Annotated in this window: 20 protein-coding genes; 19 read left to right on the top strand and 1 reads right to left on the bottom strand. The window is 37.7% G+C overall.

From position 1 onward, the window contains the following. Window positions 1–126: 126 nt before the first annotated feature. The 11 genes from rbsK (at window position 127) to alr (ending at window position 10,288) form a co-directional block, all read left to right on the top strand. A complete protein-coding gene (gene rbsK / locus GYV61_RS05215; RefSeq protein ID WP_174795031.1) occupies window positions 127–1,032 on the top strand; it encodes a ribokinase in 906 nt (301 codons plus the stop codon). Window positions 1,033–1,179: 147 nt separating this feature from the next. Beyond that, window positions 1,180–2,088, top strand: coding sequence for an L-lactate dehydrogenase (locus tag GYV61_RS05210; protein ID WP_174795030.1), 909 nt, complete (start codon window positions 1,180–1,182; stop codon window positions 2,086–2,088). A 362-nt stretch (window positions 2,089–2,450) separates the two neighbouring features. Beyond that, window positions 2,451–3,110 carry an amino acid ABC transporter permease gene (locus tag GYV61_RS05205; RefSeq protein WP_174795029.1) on the top strand — a complete coding sequence of 220 codons (660 nt, stop codon included), beginning with the start codon at window positions 2,451–2,453 and terminating at the stop codon, window positions 3,108–3,110. Beyond that, a complete protein-coding gene (locus GYV61_RS05200; protein WP_174795028.1) occupies window positions 3,091–3,768 on the top strand; it encodes an amino acid ABC transporter permease in 678 nt (225 codons plus the stop codon). The genes GYV61_RS05205 and GYV61_RS05200 overlap by 20 nt, the downstream gene beginning before the upstream one ends. Before the next feature lie 5 nt (window positions 3,769–3,773). Further along, window positions 3,774–4,514, top strand: a complete 741-nt coding sequence (locus tag GYV61_RS05195; protein ID WP_174795027.1) for an amino acid ABC transporter ATP-binding protein — start codon at window positions 3,774–3,776, stop codon at window positions 4,512–4,514. Window positions 4,515–4,524: 10 nt separating this feature from the next. Next, entirely contained in the window at window positions 4,525–5,370 is an 846-nt protein-coding gene (locus tag GYV61_RS05190) for a transporter substrate-binding domain-containing protein (RefSeq protein WP_174795026.1), read from the top strand. 115 nt (window positions 5,371–5,485) lie between these two features. Continuing rightward, window positions 5,486–5,734: a type B 50S ribosomal protein L31 gene (locus GYV61_RS05185; protein WP_046325385.1), complete on the top strand. Its 249-nt coding sequence runs from the start codon at window positions 5,486–5,488 to the stop codon at window positions 5,732–5,734. 131 nt (window positions 5,735–5,865) lie between these two features. Beyond that, complete coding sequence (locus GYV61_RS05180) at window positions 5,866–7,233, top strand: UDP-N-acetylmuramoyl-tripeptide--D-alanyl-D-alanine ligase (RefSeq protein WP_174795025.1); 1,368 nt, start codon at window positions 5,866–5,868, stop codon at window positions 7,231–7,233. Between the two features lie 10 nt (window positions 7,234–7,243). Further along, window positions 7,244–8,725: a degradosome RNA helicase CshA gene (gene cshA / locus GYV61_RS05175; RefSeq protein ID WP_174795024.1), complete on the top strand. Its 1,482-nt coding sequence runs from the start codon at window positions 7,244–7,246 to the stop codon at window positions 8,723–8,725. A 78-nt stretch (window positions 8,726–8,803) separates the two neighbouring features. After that, the gene (acpS, locus tag GYV61_RS05170) at window positions 8,804–9,157 is read left to right on the top strand and encodes a holo-ACP synthase (protein WP_174795023.1); all 354 of its coding nucleotides are present in this window, start codon (window positions 8,804–8,806) and stop codon (window positions 9,155–9,157) included. Window positions 9,158–9,160: 3 nt separating this feature from the next. Beyond that, on the top strand, window positions 9,161–10,288 hold the full coding sequence (alr, locus tag GYV61_RS05165) for an alanine racemase (protein WP_174795022.1): 1,128 nt from the start codon (window positions 9,161–9,163) through the stop codon (window positions 10,286–10,288). A gap of 47 nt (window positions 10,289–10,335) precedes the next feature. Here alr and cbpA read toward each other — a convergent pair whose 3' ends face one another. Then, a complete protein-coding gene (gene cbpA / locus GYV61_RS05160) occupies window positions 10,336–11,043 on the bottom strand; it encodes a cyclic di-AMP binding protein CbpA (RefSeq protein ID WP_174795021.1) in 708 nt (235 codons plus the stop codon). Between the two features lie 226 nt (window positions 11,044–11,269). On the opposite strand from cbpA, the gene pth reads away from it, so the two are divergent. From pth to hslO, 8 genes are all read left to right on the top strand, one after another. Then, a complete protein-coding gene (gene pth / locus GYV61_RS05155; protein ID WP_174795020.1) occupies window positions 11,270–11,836 on the top strand; it encodes an aminoacyl-tRNA hydrolase in 567 nt (188 codons plus the stop codon). Between the two features lies 1 nt (window position 11,837). Beyond that, window positions 11,838–15,332, top strand: a complete 3,495-nt coding sequence (gene mfd / locus GYV61_RS05150) for a transcription-repair coupling factor (protein ID WP_174795019.1) — start codon at window positions 11,838–11,840, stop codon at window positions 15,330–15,332. Window positions 15,333–15,340: 8 nt separating this feature from the next. Then, window positions 15,341–15,583: an RNA-binding S4 domain-containing protein gene (locus tag GYV61_RS05145; protein ID WP_046325375.1), complete on the top strand. Its 243-nt coding sequence runs from the start codon at window positions 15,341–15,343 to the stop codon at window positions 15,581–15,583. 75 nt (window positions 15,584–15,658) lie between these two features. Next, window positions 15,659–16,036 carry an FtsB family cell division protein gene (locus GYV61_RS05140; RefSeq protein ID WP_174795114.1) on the top strand — a complete coding sequence of 126 codons (378 nt, stop codon included), beginning with the start codon at window positions 15,659–15,661 and terminating at the stop codon, window positions 16,034–16,036. Continuing rightward, window positions 16,036–16,401, top strand: a complete 366-nt coding sequence (locus GYV61_RS05135; RefSeq protein WP_174795018.1) for a S1 RNA-binding domain-containing protein — start codon at window positions 16,036–16,038, stop codon at window positions 16,399–16,401. The genes GYV61_RS05140 and GYV61_RS05135 overlap by 1 nt, the downstream gene beginning before the upstream one ends. After that, the gene (tilS, locus tag GYV61_RS05130; protein ID WP_174795017.1) at window positions 16,391–17,647 is read left to right on the top strand and encodes a tRNA lysidine(34) synthetase TilS; all 1,257 of its coding nucleotides are present in this window, start codon (window positions 16,391–16,393) and stop codon (window positions 17,645–17,647) included. Before GYV61_RS05135 ends, tilS begins: the two co-directional genes overlap by 11 nt. 86 nt (window positions 17,648–17,733) lie before the next feature. Beyond that, the gene (ftsH, locus tag GYV61_RS05125; protein ID WP_110446441.1) at window positions 17,734–19,989 is read left to right on the top strand and encodes an ATP-dependent zinc metalloprotease FtsH; all 2,256 of its coding nucleotides are present in this window, start codon (window positions 17,734–17,736) and stop codon (window positions 19,987–19,989) included. 46 nt (window positions 19,990–20,035) lie between these two features. Further along, window positions 20,036–20,911 carry an Hsp33 family molecular chaperone HslO gene (hslO, locus tag GYV61_RS05120; RefSeq protein ID WP_110446440.1) on the top strand — a complete coding sequence of 292 codons (876 nt, stop codon included), beginning with the start codon at window positions 20,036–20,038 and terminating at the stop codon, window positions 20,909–20,911. The last annotated feature ends 94 nt before the right edge of the window (window positions 20,912–21,005 follow it).

Genomic DNA, 21,005 nt, shown 5'->3' with positions numbered 1-21,005 from the left:
CCACTTAAGCAAAAATAACTAAAAATTAAATGAAAAAATTACAAAATTCAGGTTTTGTTGCAAGCAGATTTTGATATGATATGATTTGAGTTGAATCAGGTAAATCTTATTTTTTGAGGAGCAGAAATGAATAAAGTTACAGTTATTGGCAGTATTAATTTAGATACTAACTTTCGTGTCAAGCAAATGCCCAGACCTGGCGAAACAGTTCATGCCACAGATCACTATTCAGCTGCAGGCGGAAAGGGTGCTAATCAAGCAGTGGCTGCAGCTAGAGCAGGATCTGAAGTAAGTTTTATTGGCGGAGTTGGCAATGACGCACCAGGAAAAGAAATGCTGAATTTACTGAAAAGCGAAAATATTAATACCAGTGGCATAATTACAGCCACTAAAGAATCTACTGGTCAAGCATTCATTACGGTGGATGACAGTGGTCAAAATTCGATTACTATTTATGCTGGAGCTAATTATGCTTTTGGAGCGGATGAGGTATTGCAAAACCAGAATTTAATTAAAAATGCAGATTTTCTTATTGCACAATTTGAAACACCCCTTGCCGCAACGCTAAAGGGCTTTGAAATTGCTCATGAGGCAGGTGTTAGAACAATTTTAAATCCGGCTCCAGGAATGGCTCAAATTCCTGCAGAATTACTGAAACTGACCGACATCATTACACCAAATGAAACAGAGGCACAAACTATTACCGGTGTTAAAGTAATTGATGAAAAAGCCGCACAAAAGGCTGCTGCCAAATTGCACGAGCAAGGCGTGGGTACAGTTATCATTACTATCGGTGACAAGGGTGCATTTTATTCTTATCAAGGTAAAAATGAACTCATTCCTGCTTTTAAAGTTAAAGCTGTTGATACTACAGCAGCTGGCGACACATTTATTGGAGCAATGGCTAGTGTATTGCACCCAGATCTGTCCAATTTAAAAGAAGCCATTATTTTTGCCAATAAAGCCTCGTCACTTACCGTTCAAAAGTATGGTGCCCAACCTTCAATTCCTTATAGAAAAGATATTAAATAAATTCCAAAAGTATTTGTCTTTTAAAGATTAAGATTCAAAAATTTTTTCTTTAAATTGTAACTTTGAAAGCCCTATCTTTGTATAATAGAGGAGTAATTGAGTTTGGCTGACAATATGTCAGATATTTTAAGGGAGAGGTACTTAATTATGACAACAAAAATAGGTATTATTGGTGACGGTCACGTTGGTTGCACTGTTGCTCACGAATTAATAATTTCAGGATTAGTCGATGACTTGGTAATGATCGACGTTAATGAAGGCAAAGTCAAAGCCGACGCAATTGATTTTGAGGATGCTATGGCTAATTTGCCAAATCATGCCAACATTATTGTTAATGACTATGACGCATTGAAAAATGCCGACATTGTCATTAGCACTTTAGGTAAAATATCTTTAGAAACACAAGGCGATCGTTTTCAAGAATTGGAATATAATAAAAAACAGCTGAGTCCGATTACAGAGTCTATTAAAAATAGCGGCTTCAACGGAATTTTGATTGTTATTTCCAATCCGGTAGATGCAATTACCAGTCTTTATCAGCAACTAACAGGTTTACCAAAAGAACATGTAATAGGAACTGGAACTTTGCTTGATACAGCGAGAATGAAGAAAGTGGTTGCTAAAAAGTTTAACGTTGACCCTCGTTCTGTAAGTGGCTTTGCACTAGGTGAACATGGTAATTCGCAATTTACTGCCTGGTCAACTGTAAAAGTATTCGAAAAGCCTATAACTGAACTGGCTAAGAATGAATCATGGCAACCAAGTGACCTTGAGGATGAGATTAGATTCGGTGGCCAAACTGTTTTTATGGGTAAGCATTACACTAACTATGGAGTTTCCGCTGCTGGCGTTAGAATTGTTCGTGCTGTTTTGACAGATTCTCGGACTGAATTGCCTGTTTCGAGTTATCAAGAAAAATACGGTACATATATGTCTTATCCAGCAATTGTTGGCCGCGAGGGAATTGTTCACAAAATTGATTTACAATTAACTGCTGCAGAAGAAGAATTATTACAAAAGTCTGCTGAGGCAATTAAAGAAAAATCACAAGCTTAAAAAAGGTACATTATTATTAAAACGCGCTTGACTAAGCGCGTTTTTTGTTAACAAAAAAATGAAAAATGAAAGTAATATTAAGCAAAGTAATTGACAAAAAGTAAGTAAGAGCATAGCATAGAAAACATTCATAGTTGTTTTCTAGAAAGAAGTGCTATCAATGAAACAATCCTCAGAAAGTAAGACTGAATGTTATTCAGCAATTCATTTGTAAATAATTGTTTCTTTTATTCGCACTTCAATTTGGAATGACTAAATACTTAAGACCTGCGAATAAGAATTTCGCTGGTCTTTTTTGTTGCAATAACTGAAACAAAGTCTGATGGACAGACTAGTTCTTTTAATTATAGTGGGAGGTAAAAATGAGTTGGCAGATAATTACACGAAGTTTGCCTATTTTTTTAAAAGCCTTTGAATTGACCCTTTGGCTATCTGCCTTAGGCAACATTTGCTCAATTATTGTGGGTATTTTATGCAGTTTGGTGCAATATTTTAAAGTGCCGGTTTTGCATCAAATAGTCACAGCCTATGTGGAATTAGCACGGAACACACCTTTATTGATCCAATTATTTTTTCTGTATTATGCTTTTCCAGTCATTGGCTTAAAAATGTCAGCGCAAACTTGCGGGATTATCGGTCTGGTATTTTTGGGTGGAGCGTATATGGCTGAAGGCTTTACAGGCGGTTTTGCCGGGGTCAGTCCAAGTCAAATTGATGATGGCAAAGCCTTAGGGATGAATAACTTGCAACTAGCACGTTATGTGGTCTTTCCACAAGGCTTTGCTTTGAGTATGCCAGCCTTAACGGCTAACGTTATTTTCTTAATCAAAGAGACATCAATTTTTTCGGTCATTGCAATTCCCGAGCTGACTAACACTGCTTTGGACTTGATCGGGTTGTATTACCGTTCCAATGAATATCTACTGGTGTTGGTCATAGCCTATGCCATTATTCTGATTCCGGTTATTTTACTTTTAAATTATTTAGAAAGGAAGGTTCGCTATGGCACATTCGGCGATTAATGTTTTGTTTACCGGTAATAACTTCAGTAGAATTTTGCAAGGCTTATGGACATCCGTTTGGATAGCTGGAGTTAGCTTAATAATTGGCTTAATCTTGGGTACGCTTTTAGGAATACTACGGACTTTACCTAATGAAATAATGCGCTTCATTTTACGACTGTATCTGGAATTTTTTAGAATAGTTCCCACAATCGTATTACTCTTCTTGTTTTATTATATTTTGCCACGTACCTTCCATATTAACTGGCCAGCTAGTTGGATGGCGGTTTTGGCATTTTCTTTATGGGTTGCAGCTGAATTTAGCGATATTGTTCGTGGGGCACTTGAATCAGTTCCACTTGTGCAAAAAGAATCGGGCCTGGCTTTGGGCTTAGGCAGAATGCAACTCTTGCGCTATGTCTTATTACCTCAAGCTGTGCAATTGGAACTACCGGCAACTATTAATCTGGCAACAAGAGTAATCAAAACGACCTCTTTATTAATGATGATCAGCATCATGGACGTGATTGCTATTGGCCAACAGATTATAGAAGCTAACAATCAAAAATACCCGACAGCTGTTTTTTGGATTTATGGTCTGATTTTCTTCCTGTATTTCATAATAGATTACCCGTTATCAAAATGGTCTAAACGGTTAGCGGCAAAACAGAATAGGTGAGGCAAATGACAAAAGAAGTTTTACGAGTTGAACATTTAAATAAGTTTTATGGCGATTGGCAGGCTTTGCATGATATTAGTTTCACCCTTCATCAAGGCGAAGTTTTGACATTATTAGGACCTTCCGGCTCTGGTAAAAGTACGCTAATCAGATGCTTAAATGGTTTAGAAGATTTCAAGAGTGGTGCAATTTATTTTAAGGGTGAGAAAATTGCAGCCACTTCCAAAAACTGGCAAGAGTTACGCCAAAAAATTGGCATGGTTTTTCAAAGTTATGATTTATTTCCCAATTTTACAGTTCTTGAAAATATTTTGCTGGCACCGGTGAAGGTGCAAAAAAGAGCTGAAGATGAAGTTAAAACTGAAGCTTTGCAGCTGTTAAAACGAGTTGGACTAGAAAAGTACGTTAATTCTTATCCCCGTGAACTGTCTGGTGGACAAAAGCAAAGAATTGCTATTGTTAGGGCGTTAGCCATGCATCCCGAAATAATGCTGTTTGATGAAGTTACAGCTTCTCTTGATCCCGAAATGGTTCGAGGAGTTTTACAAATTATGACTGACTTATCCCAAGTTGATCATATGACAATGATTATTGTGACCCACGAAATGAATTTTGCGCGTCAAATAGCAGATCAGGTTTTATTTCTTGAAAATGGCAAAATTTTGGAAAACACGTCAGGGAAAGAATTTTTTAAACATCCCAAAACGGATAGGGCACGCGCTTTCTTAACAAGTATGGATTTTTAAGGAGAAAATAATGCAGAAAAATAAAAATAGAAATATTATCATCACCGTTTTAATTGTCTTGATAATTGTAGTGGCAGCTTTTTTTGGTATTAAGTCAACCAATAATAAAAGTAACAAAGCTAATGACAGCAGTGTGAGTGCAATTAAAAAGCGGGGCACTTTACGAGTTGCCGTATTTGGCGATTTACCGCCATATGGTTGGGTTGATGACAATGGTAATCGCGTAGGCTACGACGTTCGTCTTGCTCGCCAAATGGCTAAGGATATGGGTGTTAAAGTTAAATTTACCCAAGTAAATGCCAATAATCGTGTTGATACTCTAAATTCGAATAAAGCCGATATAGTTTTAGCTAACTTCACTGAAACACCAGAACGTAAACAAGTCGTTGATTTTGCAAAACCATACATGAAAGTATCCGTTGGGGTTATTTCACCTAAGAGTGCTCCGATTACAAGTGCCAAACAGTTAAAGGGCAAAAATTTAATTGTTAATAAGGGCACAACAGCAGAAAATTACTTCACAAAAAAAGGCGGAGTTGATTTACTTAAATTTGATTCTAAAACGCAACAGTTTAATGCTTTTAAAAACAAACGTGCTGCCGCTTTAGCAGATGACAATTCATACCTCTATGCTTGGGTCAAAAAGAATCCTAATTATACGGTCGGAATTAAAAATATTGGTCCTAATCAGTTTATTGCCCCCGCAGTTAAACAAGGAAATAAGTCTCTTTTAAACTGGACTAATAAAGAAATTACTAGATTAGCAAACAGAAAGTTTTTCACGGACGACTATAATAAAGAACTAAAACCATATTTTGGCAAGGAAGTTAAACCAAGCGATATTGTTTTAAATTAACTCTGCTGCTATAATAAATAAGTCTTGAATTTTACTATTAAAAATGTTAAGGTATTAAACGTTAATCGATTAATCTATGACTTGCAATAGGAGTCATGGCAAAGGAGTAATAAATATGAAACAAGGTATTCATCCAGATTACCAACAAGTAGTCTTTATGGATTCAGCAACTGGTGCTAAATTTGTTGCTGGCTCAACATTAAAGTCCAAAGAAACAGTGGATTATGAAGGTAAAACTTACCCATTGATTCGTGTTGAAATTACTTCGGATTCTCACCCATTCTACACTGGCAAGCAAAAGTTTGCTCAGGCCGATGGTCGAATCGAAAAGTTCAACAAGAAGTATGGCATGAACAACAAGTAATATCTTCAATCTGGTGGAAGGCAGTCCCATTGGGGCTGCTTTTTTATGTAAAGCCTAATTGTTATACTACATAAATAAGGAGTATAATTAACTACTTCAGCAAAAACTCTTTTCGGCTAGGAGATAAAAAGATGAAAATGCAACTGGCAGAAATAGCCAAAGCAATAAATTCAAAGTGTGAAGGCAACGATCAGACCGTTATTACTTCTGTTGCCTTTGATTCTAGAAACATCACCGCTGGTGGATTATTTGTCCCACTCAAGGGCGAAAGAGACGGTCATGACTTTATCAGCAGCGCAATTAGCAACGGTGCAAGTGCCACATTATGGCAGAAAGGTCATCCCAATAAGCCCGACAATATTGCGGTTTTAGAAGTGGATGATCCATTAAGCAGTATGCAGCAACTGGCCCAATATTATTTAAATAAAGTCAATCCTACAGTTGTTGGCATTACGGGTTCTAATGGTAAAACAACTACCAAAGATATGACGGCAGCAGTTTTAGCAAAAAGGTTTAATGTGCATAAAACTGCTGCCAACTTTAACAATGAAATTGGTGTACCCATGACAATTTTAGATATGAAACCAAATACTGAAATTTTGGTTTTGGAAATGGGGATGGATCATGCAGGGCAACTGCATCAACTAAGTAAACTAACCCGCCCTGATGTCACTGTCATTACAATGATTGGTGAGGCTCACATCGAATTTTTAGGTTCTCGTGCTGGAATTGCTGATGCCAAGATGGAAATTACCGATTTCTTACGAGAAGATGGTGAGTTCATATATAACGGGGATGAACCGCTTTTACGTGAACGGGCGGCAAAAATACCACAAGCAAAAGTTACCTTTGGTTTTGCAAAAAATGATACAGTTTATGCAACAGGTTATCGCAGTTACAAGCATCATGCTACTTTTACGATTAATAATTCTGCTCATAAATTTACTATTCCTATGATTGGCAAACATAATGTTTCTAACGCCCTTTCGGCTCTTTGTGTTGGCAGGCATTTTGGTGAAAGTGATGAAGAAATTGCCACAGCCTTAGAAAAGTTCACTCCGACAGCGGATAGAATGGAATGGGAAAAGGGCGATGTGGGAGAAGATATTATGAGCGATGTTTATAATTCCAATCCTACTGCTGTGCGTGCCGTGATAACTAGTTTTGGTCAGATCCAGGTTCCAGCTGGAAGTCGCAGGATCGCTGTTTTGGGTGATATGTTAGAATTAGGCCAAAGATCTGCCAAGCTTCACGCTGGGCTGGCAGATTGTCTTGACCCACAGGTAATTAATGAAGTTTATTTGTATGGAACAGAAATGAAAAATCTGGCCGATGCACTTAAAGAGAAGTATGAACCAGCGAATTTGCATTATTATACTCAAGAGCAAATGCAACACATGGTTTCAGATTTAAGAAATGATATTAAGCCGAATGATATTGTTGTTTTAAAGGGTTCGCATGGAATGCACCTGGAAAAAGTGGTAAAACGGCTTAGATAAGGAGAATTTAGTGAAATTTTCAGAATTAGGATTAAAAGATGAGCTTTTAAAAGCAATTAAGCGCTCAGGCTTTGAAGAAGCGACACCAATACAGGAACAAACAATTCCTCTGGCTTTAGCAGGCAGGGATGTAATTGGGCAAGCTCAGACTGGTACTGGTAAGACAGCGGCTTTTGCGCTACCTATCTTGCAGAATTTAGATAAACATAATAAGGTAATTCAGGCTTTAATTATTGAACCTACTCGTGAATTGGCCATTCAAACTCAGGAAGAACTTTTCAGATTGGGTCGCGATGAGAATGCTCGCGTGCAGGTTGTTTACGGCGGCGCTGATATTGGACGGCAAATTCGTTCACTTAAAAATCATGTGCCTGCGATTTTAGTAGGTACCCCTGGAAGATTACTTGACCACTTAAAGCGCAAGACAATTGACTTAGAAAATGTTAATACCATTGTTTTAGATGAAGCTGATGAAATGCTGGACATGGGTTTTATTCAAGACATTGAAAGTATTTTAGGCTATGTTAAAAACCGGAAACAGACACTACTGTTTAGTGCGACGATGCCTAAACCGATTTTGAACATTAGTGAAAAGTTCATGCATAATCCGGAAATTGTCCGGATTAAAACTAAAGAGTTAACTGCCGATTTAATTGATCAGTACTTTGTCCGGGCTAAAGACTCAGAAAAATTTGACATCATGTGTCGTTTGATTGATGTTGAAAGCCCAGACCTGGCGGTTGTCTTTGTTAGAACTAAACGGCGAGTTGACGAAGTTACCAGGGGTCTTCAGGCTCGCGGTTACAATGCAGCGGGAATTCACGGTGATTTGACCCAAGCTCGCAGAATTACTGTCTTAAAAAGGTTTCGTGCTGGTAAACTGGATATTTTAGTCGCCACAGACGTGGCTGCACGTGGCCTTGATATTTCAGGCGTTACTCATGTGTATAATTACGATATTCCCCAAGATCCTGACTCTTATGTTCACCGCATCGGTCGTACCGGTCGTGCTGGACAAAATGGTAGTTCAATCACTTTTGTTACGCCAAATGAAATTGGTTATATGCGTACAATAGAGCAATTAACCAAGAAAAAGATGACTCCTTTGCGTCCGCCATCTGATGATCAGGCTTTAAGGGGCCAACTTAAAGTGGCTAAATCTAAGATTGAAGACATCATGAAAGATGACCTATCTAAATATACTGATGATGCCAACGAATTATTAGAAAATTATTCAGCCGTTGACTTGGTATCAGCTTTTCTGAAGAATTTGTCAAAAGATTCTTCAAATGTAGAGGTCAAAATTAGTTCTGAAAAGCCACTACCATATAAGGGCAATGGTCGGGGTAGCCGTGGTCGCTATAGTCATGGCCGAAATAGTCGTGGTGGCTATCGCGGTGATCGTAACCGTAGCCGCGGTAATTATCGTGGAGGCCATTCTCGCCGCTCCGGTAATGGCAGAAATTTTATTATTAAAAATAAAAAAGGGTAATTTTTTTACTAAAAAAGAGTTGTGACAGTTTACAACTCTTTTTTGCTAATATACTTTTATTATTGTGAGGATAAGAAAATGATTGTTGGAGTTGGTATTGATGCTGTTGAAATTGAGCGAGTTAAAAAAATAGTTGCCAAAGGGGATAATTTTGCCCGCAAAGTTTTGACCCCAAAAGAATTTGCCCAATACCAAAAACTAGCAGGCAGACGCAAAGTAGAATATTTAGGCGGCCGCTTTTCAATTAAGGAATCTTTTGTTAAAGCACTGGGAACCGGTTTTAGCAAAGAAGTTGGTCTGCAAGATATAGAAACTTTATGGGATAAAGTAGGACATCCGGTCACAACCTCACCTAAATTTGCCGGCAAGATTTTTCCTAGTATTACTCATGATCGGCATGAGATAGTTACATTAATCGTTTTGGAGAAGTAAGAAATGGTACCTGGAATTCATAGACCTGCAGCTGTGTGTGTCGATTTAGCTGCAATAAGACAAAATATTCAAGAAGAAATTAAACATTTGGCGCCAAGACAAAAACTGTTTGCCGTTGTTAAAGCAAATGCATATGGCCATGGTGCAGTAAGAGTAGCACAAGAAGCCGTTAAGGCAGGTGCCAGCGGCTTTTGTGTTGCTATTTTAGATGAAGCTCTGGAATTAAGACAAGCCGGAATAGTCCAGCCAATTTTGGTACTGGGCGTCACGCCCGTAAAGTATGCCTCACTTGCAGCTGTGAATGGTGTCTCATTAGCTGTGCCTAACTTAGAGTGGCTCAAGGAAGTCGAATCTAACTTGATTCAGGATCAGCTGCAACTAAAAATTCATTTGGCAGTAGATTCCGGAATGGGACGCATTGGTTTTAGTGAAGATGATGAATTTATTGCCGCAAATGAATTTTTATTAAATAATCCCAATTTTGCTGTTGAAGGGCTGTTTACCCACTTTGCCTCCGCAGACAGTAGCGATGATTCATATTTTCAAGTGCAAGTCACGCGATTTAACCACTTTAAAAAATTGTTGAAAATAAAACCCAAATGGATTCATGTCGACAACACTGCTGCCAGTGTTTTTGATAAAAAAGTTCATAGTGATCTGGTTCGTTTTGGTATTGGCATATACGGCCTGAATCCGTCCTCAAATCCTGCAAGTGCTGACTTAGAAACCGCAATTAAGTTAAAGCCGGCTATGTCTTTTGTTAGTGAACTGGTACAAGTCCATACTATTCACAAGGGTCAGGGTGTAGGTTATGGTTCAACATATATTGCTGACGAGGATCAAATTATCGGTACAGTTCCTGTAGGTTATGCTGATGGTTTTATTCGCAAATTTCAGGGTTTTAAAATTAAAGTTGGTTCTGAATACTGTCCTATTGTTGGCCGCATTTGCATGGATCAGTTAATGGTGCAATTGCCATATGAAATGGCAGTAGGAACTAAAGTAGTTTTGATATCCAATGATCCGGTAGCGCCAAATTCTCTCAAAAAGGCCGCCGACTATGTTGACAGCATTCATTATGAAGTTGCTTGTTTACTAGATGATCGTTTGCCAAGAAAATATTATAATTGACAATAAAAAAAGCACATCGTCTCGATGTGCTTTTATAGTAGCAAAAATTAATTGCTTTCGTCTTGGTTAATGTAAACACCAGGATTTTCATCACTCATAAGGGTCATACCGGCCTGTAAGTCTTCAATTTCAGCGACAACATAACCTTTCTTTTCAAGACGTTTAACGATTTCTTTTAAAACGTCTTCGGTGAGTCCAGCAGGTAATGTAAATAAAATACGCCTTACAGCATTATCTGTTTTACCAGCAGTAGGTGCGTCCAGGCTCATTACACCCGCTATTGCACAGTACTTACTGATAATTTTGCTCATTTTTGCTAAATTACCCCTTGAATTATCAGTTAAAACTGTGAGGACATACGACCCATTTTTAATATTCCAGGCATCTGATAACATATCGAGCAATCTTGAGTGCGTCAAAATACCATAGAATTTGTTCTCTTCGTCTAACACTGAAATGTAAGGCAAGTCCTTAATTGTGAAGAAAACTTTAAAGAAAGGCGAATTAACCTTGATAGTTTTAGTGGCGTTTTTTAATAAGTAGGTAACTGGCAAATTCATATCCTTACCTTGAGATTTATGGCGGTAGATATGCATTTTATAAATATTACCACGGAAAATTGTGCCAGTGTCATCCAAGATTGGGACACATCGGAATCCAGAATCTTCCAAAGTTTTTAAAGCTTCTTCAAGTGTAGCGTGTTCGTTGACTGTGGTTAAATAATCTTTTTTAATAACCAAAGATTTGATTAGCATTAAACTGCCTCCGTTGTAAAAATAATCTAAACGATTATATCATATAAATGAAAAAATTAGATTAAATGAAAATTAAAAGAAAAACATTATTCAGATTGATTTTAGCACTTGCCGTGCAAATTAAAAAGCCTAATTAATCAATGAAATCAAAGTGTAATAGTCTTTATGGAAATCAGACCGATTGATTGTGCTATCATTAATAAGACTATAAATAAGGGGAAGTTAAATGAAAATTATAGCAGGTCTAGGTAATCCAGGCAAAAAATATGATGGAACAAAACATAATACAGGCTTTATGGCTTTAGATCACTTTTTACAAAAAAACTCTTTAAATTTGGAAAGAGCAAAGTTTGAAGGTAAGTATACTAAACAAAAAATAGCGGGAATTGACGTGATTTTACTTGAACCACAAACTTTTATGAATGATTCAGGTAGATCTGTAGCTCAATTTGCCCGTTTCTTTAAAGTAGAGCCCCAGGACATTTTGATCGTTCATGATGATATGGACATGCCACTAGGTAAAATCCGTATTCGTGCAAATGGCAAATCCGGAGGTCATAATGGTATTAAGAGTATTATTCGTGATCTAGGCACCAATAATTTTAACAGACTGAAAATTGGCATTCGCCATCCAGCAAATGTAACAGAAGCCAGTGTGGTCTCCTGGGTTTTATCACCGTTTAATACCGAACAAAAAAGATTGATGGATGAAGCTTTTGATACAGCCAGTGAAGTCATAACTGACTTTATTGCTGGCAAAAGCACACAATATTTAATGAATAAATATAATTAAAATGCGTTTAACAAACATTATAGAAAAAGATCATGATCTGATAAATTTTATTGCTAATACTAGCAACACCAAAAATTCTTTGATCACCGGAGCCAATGCCGGTGCTTTTGATTTGCTTTTGTGCCAAATAGTTGAAACTTTAAAAAAGCCGCTAGTGGTTTTGGAAGAAAATGAAAACAAGGCCCAAAAACTATATAGTGAACTCAATGCAATTATGCCTGAAGACAGCGTGCAAATTTTTCCAGTAGATGCATCGATAGCTACTCAAACAGCAGTTACTTCACCTGATGAATTAAGTAGTCGTATTCAGGCGCTTAATTTTTTGCTGAGTCAGAACCAGGGCATCGTGATTACTACTCCGCAGAGCTTACAGTATAAATTGTCTAAACCGCAAGAATACCAAGCAGCAAGACGGGAGTTTGAACCCGAAAAAGAATTTGATTTAGCTGAACTGACTAATTGGTTTGTGCAGGTAGGCTTTCGCCGCGAAAATCTGGTAGCTAAACCTGGCGAATTTGCATTACGGGGAGATATTCTAGACGTTTACCCACTTGACCGCGAAAATCCTGTCAGAATTGAATTTTTTGGTGACGAAATTGATACTATAAAAGAATTTGATTTAGCCAGTCAACGCAGCCAAAGGCAGATTGATAAAATAGTCGTTACTGCTGCTCAAGATCGCGTTTTTGCCGCTGATAATTTTAAACGTGCTGCACAGAAGATAGCAAAAGCTATGGCAGATTCTCCTGCTGGTGAAAAGGAAGTTAAGGAACATTTTGCGGAGTCCTTAGACGAATTAAATAGCGGTTCATTACCTCAAAACTACACTTTTTTAACAGACTTTCTAATTGAAAGTCCTGATAATCTCCTTGATTATTTAGCAAGTTCTGGCTTGGTTCTGCTTGATGACTGGCCGTTAATTGAGCAGGCTGTTAAAACAGTAGATGAACAGAATGCCGGTTTTATTGCTGATGAACTAAAAACTGGAGCTATGATACCAGGACAAGAGCTCTATAGTGACTTTCATAGAAATTGGGTGCAAGATAAACATAGTCACCTTTATTTTTCATTATTTCAACGCAGTATTGGTCGCGTTAAACTAGGACAATTATTTGACTGGCAGACAAGAGAACCTGAACAGTTTTTCAGTCAGATGCCTCTTATCAAGTCTGAAATAGCATCATATCAGAAAAAACAACAAACGGTAATTTTGCAGGCAGATAATAATAAGAGGGCAAAACAAATTAGTCAGACGATGGCTGAGTTTGGCATGGATGTGGCAATTGTTAGGCCAGATGACCTAGTCGAGAATCAAACGCAAATTGTGGTTGGCGAGTTTGCCAGCGGCTTTACTTTACCCAATAATAATCTGGTTTATTTAACTGAACGAGAACTTTTTAACAAAGTAACGCACCACAGTCGCCGTATTAAAACCATGGAAAATGCCCAAAGACTGCGCAGTTATACTGAATTGAAACCAGGCGACTATGTTGTTCACGTTAATCATGGAATTGGCCGCTTTGAAGGTATAAAGACTTTAGAAAATAATGGTGTCAAAAGAGACTATATTACTATTACCTACCAACATGGTGATCAATTATTTGTTCCCGCTGACCAGCTGAAATTAGTGCAAAAATATGTTGCTTCTGAAGGCAAAAGACCACATGTTAACAAGCTAGGTGGTAGTGAATGGGCAAAGACCAAGAGTAGAGTTCAATCTAAGGTCGAAGATATTGCCGATGAATTAATAGATTTGTATGCCAAAAGAGAAGCGGAAAAGGGCTTTGCGTTTTCAAAAGACGATGATTTGCAACGGCAGTTTGAAGATGCTTTTCCTTATGTCGAAACTCCGGACCAACTGCGTTCAATTAAGGAAATCAAACATGACATGGAACAAGAAAAGCCGATGGACAGGCTACTTGTGGGTGATGTTGGCTTTGGTAAAACTGAAGTAGCCTTAAGAGCAGCATTTAAAGCGATTGAAGATAACAAGCAGGTTGCCTTTTTGGTACCTACGACTATTCTGGCACAGCAACATTATGAAACTATTCAAGATCGGTTTAAAAATTTTCCCGTCAATTATGCTGTTTTATCACGTTTTCAAACTCCAGCTGAAGCCAAAAAAATTACTGAAGGTTTAAAGAATGGCAAGATTGATCTAGTGGTTGGAACGCACAGATTATTGTCAAAAGATGTTAAGTTCAAAGATCTGGGTCTGCTGATTGTTGATGAAGAGCAAAGATTTGGCGTAAAGCACAAAGAGAGGCTTAAAGAACTGAAAGCCAACATCGATGTTTTAACGCTGACTGCAACACCGATTCCTCGTACGCTGCACATGTCAATGATTGGCGTGAGGGATTTATCAGTTATGGAAACCCCGCCATCCAATCGTTATCCGATTCAAACCTATGTAATGGAACAAATACCAAGTGTTGTTAAGGAAGCCTGCCTGAGGGAAATTCAGCGCGGAGGTCAAGTCTTCTATTTACACAACCGTATTGGTGACATTGATGATGTTGTGCTGGAACTCGAAGCTCTCATGCCTACAGCCAGGATTGTCAGTGTTCATGGCCGTATGAGTAAAAACCAAATGGAAGATATTCTGTATCGGTTTTTAAATAGAGAATTTGATATTTTAGTTACAACTACCATAATTGAAACAGGAATAGACATGCCGAATGTCAATACCATGTTAATTGAAAATGCAGATCATTATGGCTTAAGTCAGCTTTACCAGTTGCGTGGCAGAATTGGTCGTAGCGCCCGCTTGGCGTACGCTTATTTTTTATATCAGCCCAATAAGGTTCTGACAGAAATTGGAGAAAAAAGGTTGGATGCCATACGTGATTTTACCGAACTTGGATCAGGGTTCAAAATTGCTATGCGTGATTTGTCAATTCGTGGAGCTGGCAATATGCTTGGAGCAGAGCAACATGGCTTTATTGACAGTGTCGGGTATGATCTGTATTCACAAATGCTTTCTGATGCAATTAAAAATCGGAAAAACAAAAAGAAAGTCAGAAAGAGCAACGCTGAAATTGATATGGGACTTGAAGCATATATTCCAGAAAAATATATTAGTGATCAAGAAGAAAAAATCGAATTTTATAAGAAAATTAAATCTGCCAGTCCTGCTGATATCGAGCAAATTAAAGATGAGTTAATTGATCGCTTTGGTAATTATCCTGAACCGGTCGAAAATTTACTGGCAATTTCACAGTTAAAGGCTGAAGCAGATTTAGCACAGGTCAGAAATATTACCAAAATTAATAACCAGCAGGTAAAAGTTGAATTTGGATTAGAAGCTTCAAAAGAATTACAGGGACCTAATATTTTTAAGGCTCTTGAACATGTTTCATTTAAAGCAAAAATCAATCTTTCTCCGGCTAACAGGCTAATTGTGTTGTTGGAACTTCCTGATAATCTGCACCAGAGGCAATTGTTTACTAATTTAATTACTTTTATGACAGCTGTCAGTGATATTATTCAAAGATAGGAGAAAAAATGAGAATTGATAAATTTTTAAAAGTTTCCAGACTAGTTAAAAGGCGTCCGATAGCTAAAGAAATGGCTGATCAGGGTCGAATTAAGGTAAATGATCACGTGGTTAAATCCAGTTATGACGTTAAGATTGGCGATATTATCGAAGTAGGTTATGGTTCTAAACAGGTAAAAGCTAAGGTTTGTGCAATTAAAGAAACTACTAAAAAAGCAGAAGCCAGTGAATTATATGAATTAATAAATTAGTTTGGTCTTTAATGACATTTATAGGTGGTCTTGTTATAATTAAAATAGTATTTGTTTTTGGTAGTAGAGGTCAAAATTATGAACGGTCCACGTATATACAATTCAGTTAGTCCGGAGGAGCAACTGGCTCGTCTGAAGCGTAAACAAGAAAAAAGAGCAAAAGAAGTACACCGTGTAAGACGTAATCGCATTGTTGCATTTTTCGTTGCTATTTTTGCGTTTTTAGGAGTACAGATTGGCGTTACGCACTCTCAGACAGAACATATTAACAGTCAAGTGCAGACTTCTAAGAAGGAATTGAAGAAAATAAATAATCAAAAACAAGTTTTATTAGCTAAGCGCAATGACTTGAAGGATAGTGATTACGTGGCTAAACTGGTTCGTTCTAAATTTTTGTACTCTAAGCCAAATGAAACAATTTACAATTTACCTGAAGGAAAAAACAATAATTAATGAAATATCAAGTTGGACAGAGGGTTACAGGTATTATTAATAATATTAGTGACTTAGGCATCTTTGTCACTCTTTCGCACCATCAAACAGGACTAATTCATCATAGTGATTTTAACAATAGTTGGTTGCGAGAAAGGAATAATTATCATGTTGGAGAACAGATTCGCGTAGTTGTCCTTCATAATTATAAAGGCAAAATTGCCCTTTCAAGAATGAGGGTTAATGATCCGGATTTAATTGATCATACTAACCCTTTTTCTGATACCAAAATGGCAGATTTTACCAAGACTTTAACGCAAACTGTGAATGACGCCCAAAAAGAAATAAAAAAATTAGAACAAGATTTGGTCAGTTATGCGGATTGATGACTTTTTTAAGGTAAATCATTTGCCGCTGGCTGCTAAAACTCTTGTAGTTGCAGTTAGTGGTGGACCAGATTCATTAGCTTTATTAGATTTGTTATACCAAATAAAGGAGCAATACCGTTTTAGACTGCTGGCAGCTCATTTGGATCATCAACTTCGGCCTGATTCTTTTAAAGAAGAAAAAGTAATTTCTGCATATTGTCAAAATAAAAGTATCGAGTTAATTAGTGAAAAATGGCCTAAATCTTTACAACCTATAGTTGGCGTTGAAGCTGCAGCCAGAAAATATCGTTATGATTTTTTAGTTAAAATAATGCGCAACTATCAGGGAGATTATTTACTAACGGCACATCATATGGATGACTTGCTTGAAAATATTCTACTTAAATTTATTCGCTCTGGTAATCCTAGTGAAATGAACAGCTTGAAGGCAATTAGCAAAATGCAGGGAATGACTTTGCTAAGGCCTCTTTTGAATGTCCAAAAAGCTGATTTATTAAAATATGATAAAAGGAACCACATACCGTACGTAATCGATCAAACTAATAATGAGGACGATACTTTGCGCAACAAGTTGCGTCATCATGTGATTCCTTTACTTAAAAAAGAAAATAAGCAAATCGGTCAAAATGCTCTTAGATTTAGTAAAGAGGTTAGCTTGCTGACAGCAATCGCTGATGAAAGATTTGCTCAAGTTGACCAGCCTGAAAAATTTTTAAATGTAGCATACCGTCTAAAAACTAGTGCTCTCAAAGAGTTAAATAGTGAGCAGAAGCAGGCTTTTTGGCAACATTTTATATGGCAGACCTGGCATGAGCGGGTCAACCAGAATTTGGCGAATTATACGTTACTTGTTTATCAAGGCTTTTTTTATCTTTTTAAACGATTGCCAGCTAAGCCAGCAAAAGAAGAAATTATTCTCGATCAAGAATTTTCATTTAATAAGCGTAAATTTTTACTTTCTTTAAATGCAGACGAACCTTATAAATTGCTTGGAAGTTTTGGGGCAACTAATAAAAAGCAATTAACCACAGGGTCAATTTTACCCGGAACAAAGCTTTTATTAAAAGATGGCAGCCACGTAAAGAGTAAGAAAAAGTTTGCTCAAAGTGGCATTCCCAATATATTGCGGCCATATTGTTTGACTATTTATGATGGTGATAAAGTTGTTTTCATTGAACAGACTTATTCTAATCAACAAGTGTGTTCTGGTGAAAAATGCTTTTATTTATATGAAGATAATTGATAAAAATTTTTAAATTATTAGAGTACAGATGAAATTTGTGATAAACTTTTATTCGTATATCTCTAGAAACTTTGCGGAGGTTTTATATGAAAAATAACCGGAATCGGCTGTTTTCAAACGGTTTATTCTATATAGTTGTTTTCCTGCTTTTAATAGGAGGAATCAACTGGGCAATTGGCGGATCAAATAATTCTGGTAGCAGTGAGAATATTAGTTACTCTGAATTTGTAAGTGATTTGCGTAAGGGAAAAGTTAAAAACTTTAATGTTCAACCTGCAAATGGTGTTTATACTGTTTCAGGTAGCTATAAAGAAACACAAGAAAGTAAAAACCAGTCAGATAGTAATTTTGATTTTTTTAATGGCAATTCAGGATCAAAAGTAACACGGTTTTCCACTACGATGCTACAAAATGATTCCAGCGTATCCAACGTGCAAAGACTAGCTCAAAAGAGCGGTACTAAGATGACGACTCAGGGTGAGTCACAATCTGGAAACTGGATCTCGACTATTGTCATGCTTGTGCCGACCATTCTTTTCATAGTTATGCTTTGGATGATGGTCAGTCAAAGTGGCGGAGGCCGAGGCGGCAACGGCGGAATTATGAATTTTGGTCGTTCTCATGTTAAACCTGAGGATCCCAAGAAGAATAAAGTGCGCTTTTCTGATGTTGCCGGCGAAGAGGAAGAAAAGCAGGAACTGGTAGAAGTGGTTGAATTCTTAAAGAATCCGGCTAAATTTACCAAGTTAGGCGCTAAGATACCTTCAGGTGTTTTACTTGAGGGTCCTCCGGGTACTGGTAAGACATTGTTGGCTCGTGCCGTAGCGGGAGAAGCAAATGTTCCCTTCTTCTCAATTTCAGGTTCGGACTTTGTTGAAATGTTTGTCGGTGTTGGTGCCAGTCGTGTACGTGACTTGTTTACTAATGCCAAGAAAAACGCACCAAGTATTATTTTCATAGATGAAATTGATGCTATTGGACGCAGACGTGGTGGTAACGCCAGTGGCGGCGGCAACGATGAACGTGAACAGACTTTGAACCAATTACTGGTTGAAATGGACGGTTTTGAAGGTAACGAAGGCGTTATTGTTATTGCAGCTACTAACCGTTCTGACGTACTGGATCCAGCTCTTTTGCGCCCAGGTCGTTTCGACAGAAAAGTTTTAGTTGGTACACCTGATGTTAGAGGCCGTGAAGCAATTTTACGTGTTCACGCTAAGAATATGCCTTTGGCTGATGATGTTGATTTAAAGGAAATTGCTCGTCAAACACCAGGTTTTGTTGGTGCAGACCTAGCTAACTTACTTAATGAAGCTGCACTGCTTGCAGCCAGACGCAACGGTAATAATATTACTGCTGCAGATTTGGATGAAGCTGAAGACCGTGTCATTGCGGGTCCTGCTAAGAGAAACAGCTTGATTTCCCAAAAGGAAAGACGCAGAGTTGCCTTTCACGAGGCTGGTCACTCCATTTGTGGTTTAGTGCTTAGTGATTCAAGAACGGTGCGTAAAGTCACTATTGTGCCTCACGGCAGAACAGGTGGCTATAATTTGATGTTGCCTAAAGATGATCAGTTCCTGCTAACTAAGAAACAGTTAATGGAACAAATCGTTGGTCTGATGGGTGGTCGTGCTGGTGAAGAGGTTGTAGTTGGAGACCAGTCAACCGGTGCTTCTAACGACTTCGAACAAGCCACACAGATTGCCCACAGCATGGTGGTTAATTACGGAATGACCGACTCATTAGGAATGGTTGAACTTGAAAAAGAGGGCGAAACTAATCCTTATGGTTTTAAACCTTATAGTGAGGCAACTTCAGCTAAAATTGACGAGGCGGTTAAGAAATTACTTGATGAAGCCCACGCTAAAGCAGTTGAAATTGTTAAAAATAACCGTGAAAAACACCGCATTATAGCTGAAGCTTTACTTAAGTATGAAACTTTAGATGAAAAGCAGATTATGTCTCTGTACACAACTGGCAAGATGCCTGAAAAGACGGAGCAAGAATATCCAAGCGAATCCAAAGCATCAACTTATGAAGAAGCTAAGGCTGCTGCGGAAAAGAAAGAAAACCAATCGCAGAAGGAAAATATTGTAAATTCTGAAAAGGCGCAGGAAGAAAGAGATGTCTCTCTAGAGTCACCCGCCCAAAAGAATGAGGAAGCAGAAGAAAGTAATCCTGAGAATCCAGAAAAAGCTGAATTCCCCAAAGAGTCTGAGCTAGATTCAGAAGAAAAAACATCTGATTTTAATTCTTCTGAGTCAGAAAAGGATTCTGAGGATCAGCAAGATTCAAAGGATACTGATAATTCACATAGTGAAGATGATCATCCTCAAGAATAATAATTAATAGGGCCTACTTTAGGCTCTATTTTTTTAGGAGAATAAAATGAGTGATTATTTAATTAAAGCAATTGATAAGACTAAAAATTTACGTTTGTTAACGATTACTGCCAAGGATTTGGTTCAAGAAGCACAAACTCGGCATGATACCTGGTCAGCTTCTTCCGCTGTTCTTGGCCGTACTTTGCTTGCAGGTGTTTTACTCGCCGGTGCTGAACTCACAGACCAGGAGGAGTTGACGATCAGACTTTTAGGTAATGGTCCAGTAGGTCCAACGATAGTCACAGCCAAATCAGACTTAACTGTTAAGGGTTATGTTAAAAATCCCCATATTGCTTTACCACCAAAAGAAAATGGTCATATTGATGTTAAAAAAGCCGTCGGTGCAGGATGGCTTGAAGTTACTAAAGATTTGGGCTTAAAAGAGCCCTATACGGGTCAAGTACCTATTGTTTCTGGTGAGATTGCAGAAGATATTGCATATTATTTAACCAAATCTGAGCAGATTCCTTCGGCTGTTGGCTTGTCAGTTTTTGTTAATCCCAATAATACTATAGGTGAGGCAAGTGGATTTATGTTGCAGGCATTGCCGGGTGCTTCAGACAGTTTAATAACTAAGACTATTGCACGCATCAATAATTTGCCAACACTTTCTAGTGCTTTTTTAGCTGGTTTGACTCCTGAAAAATTGGCAGCTATGATTCTAGGCGATGACTGTAAGATTTTAGAAAAAGATGAAGTTGCCTTCAAGTGTGATTGTTCTAAAGAAAAATATGGCAAGATTTTAGCAACAATGAAGAAAAGTCAAATCGAAGCCATGATAAATGAAGATCACGGAGCGGAATTGACTTGTAGTTTTTGTGGCAATAAATACCACTATACAGAAGATGAATTAAAAGCAATTTTGACTAAAGTTAATTAATAAGTTATTGTCGTATTAGTGATAAATATGTTTTGATTTATTTGAGTTAGAATTTTTAAGGGCAATTATCTCAAAACCACAAATAATACTGCTA

The organism is Lactobacillus melliventris, from assembly GCF_013346935.1.
Classification (GTDB): Bacteria; Bacillota; Bacilli; order Lactobacillales; family Lactobacillaceae; genus Lactobacillus.
Note: the sequence above shows the minus strand (reverse complement) of the source record. Positions and strands in the feature narration are given on the sequence as shown.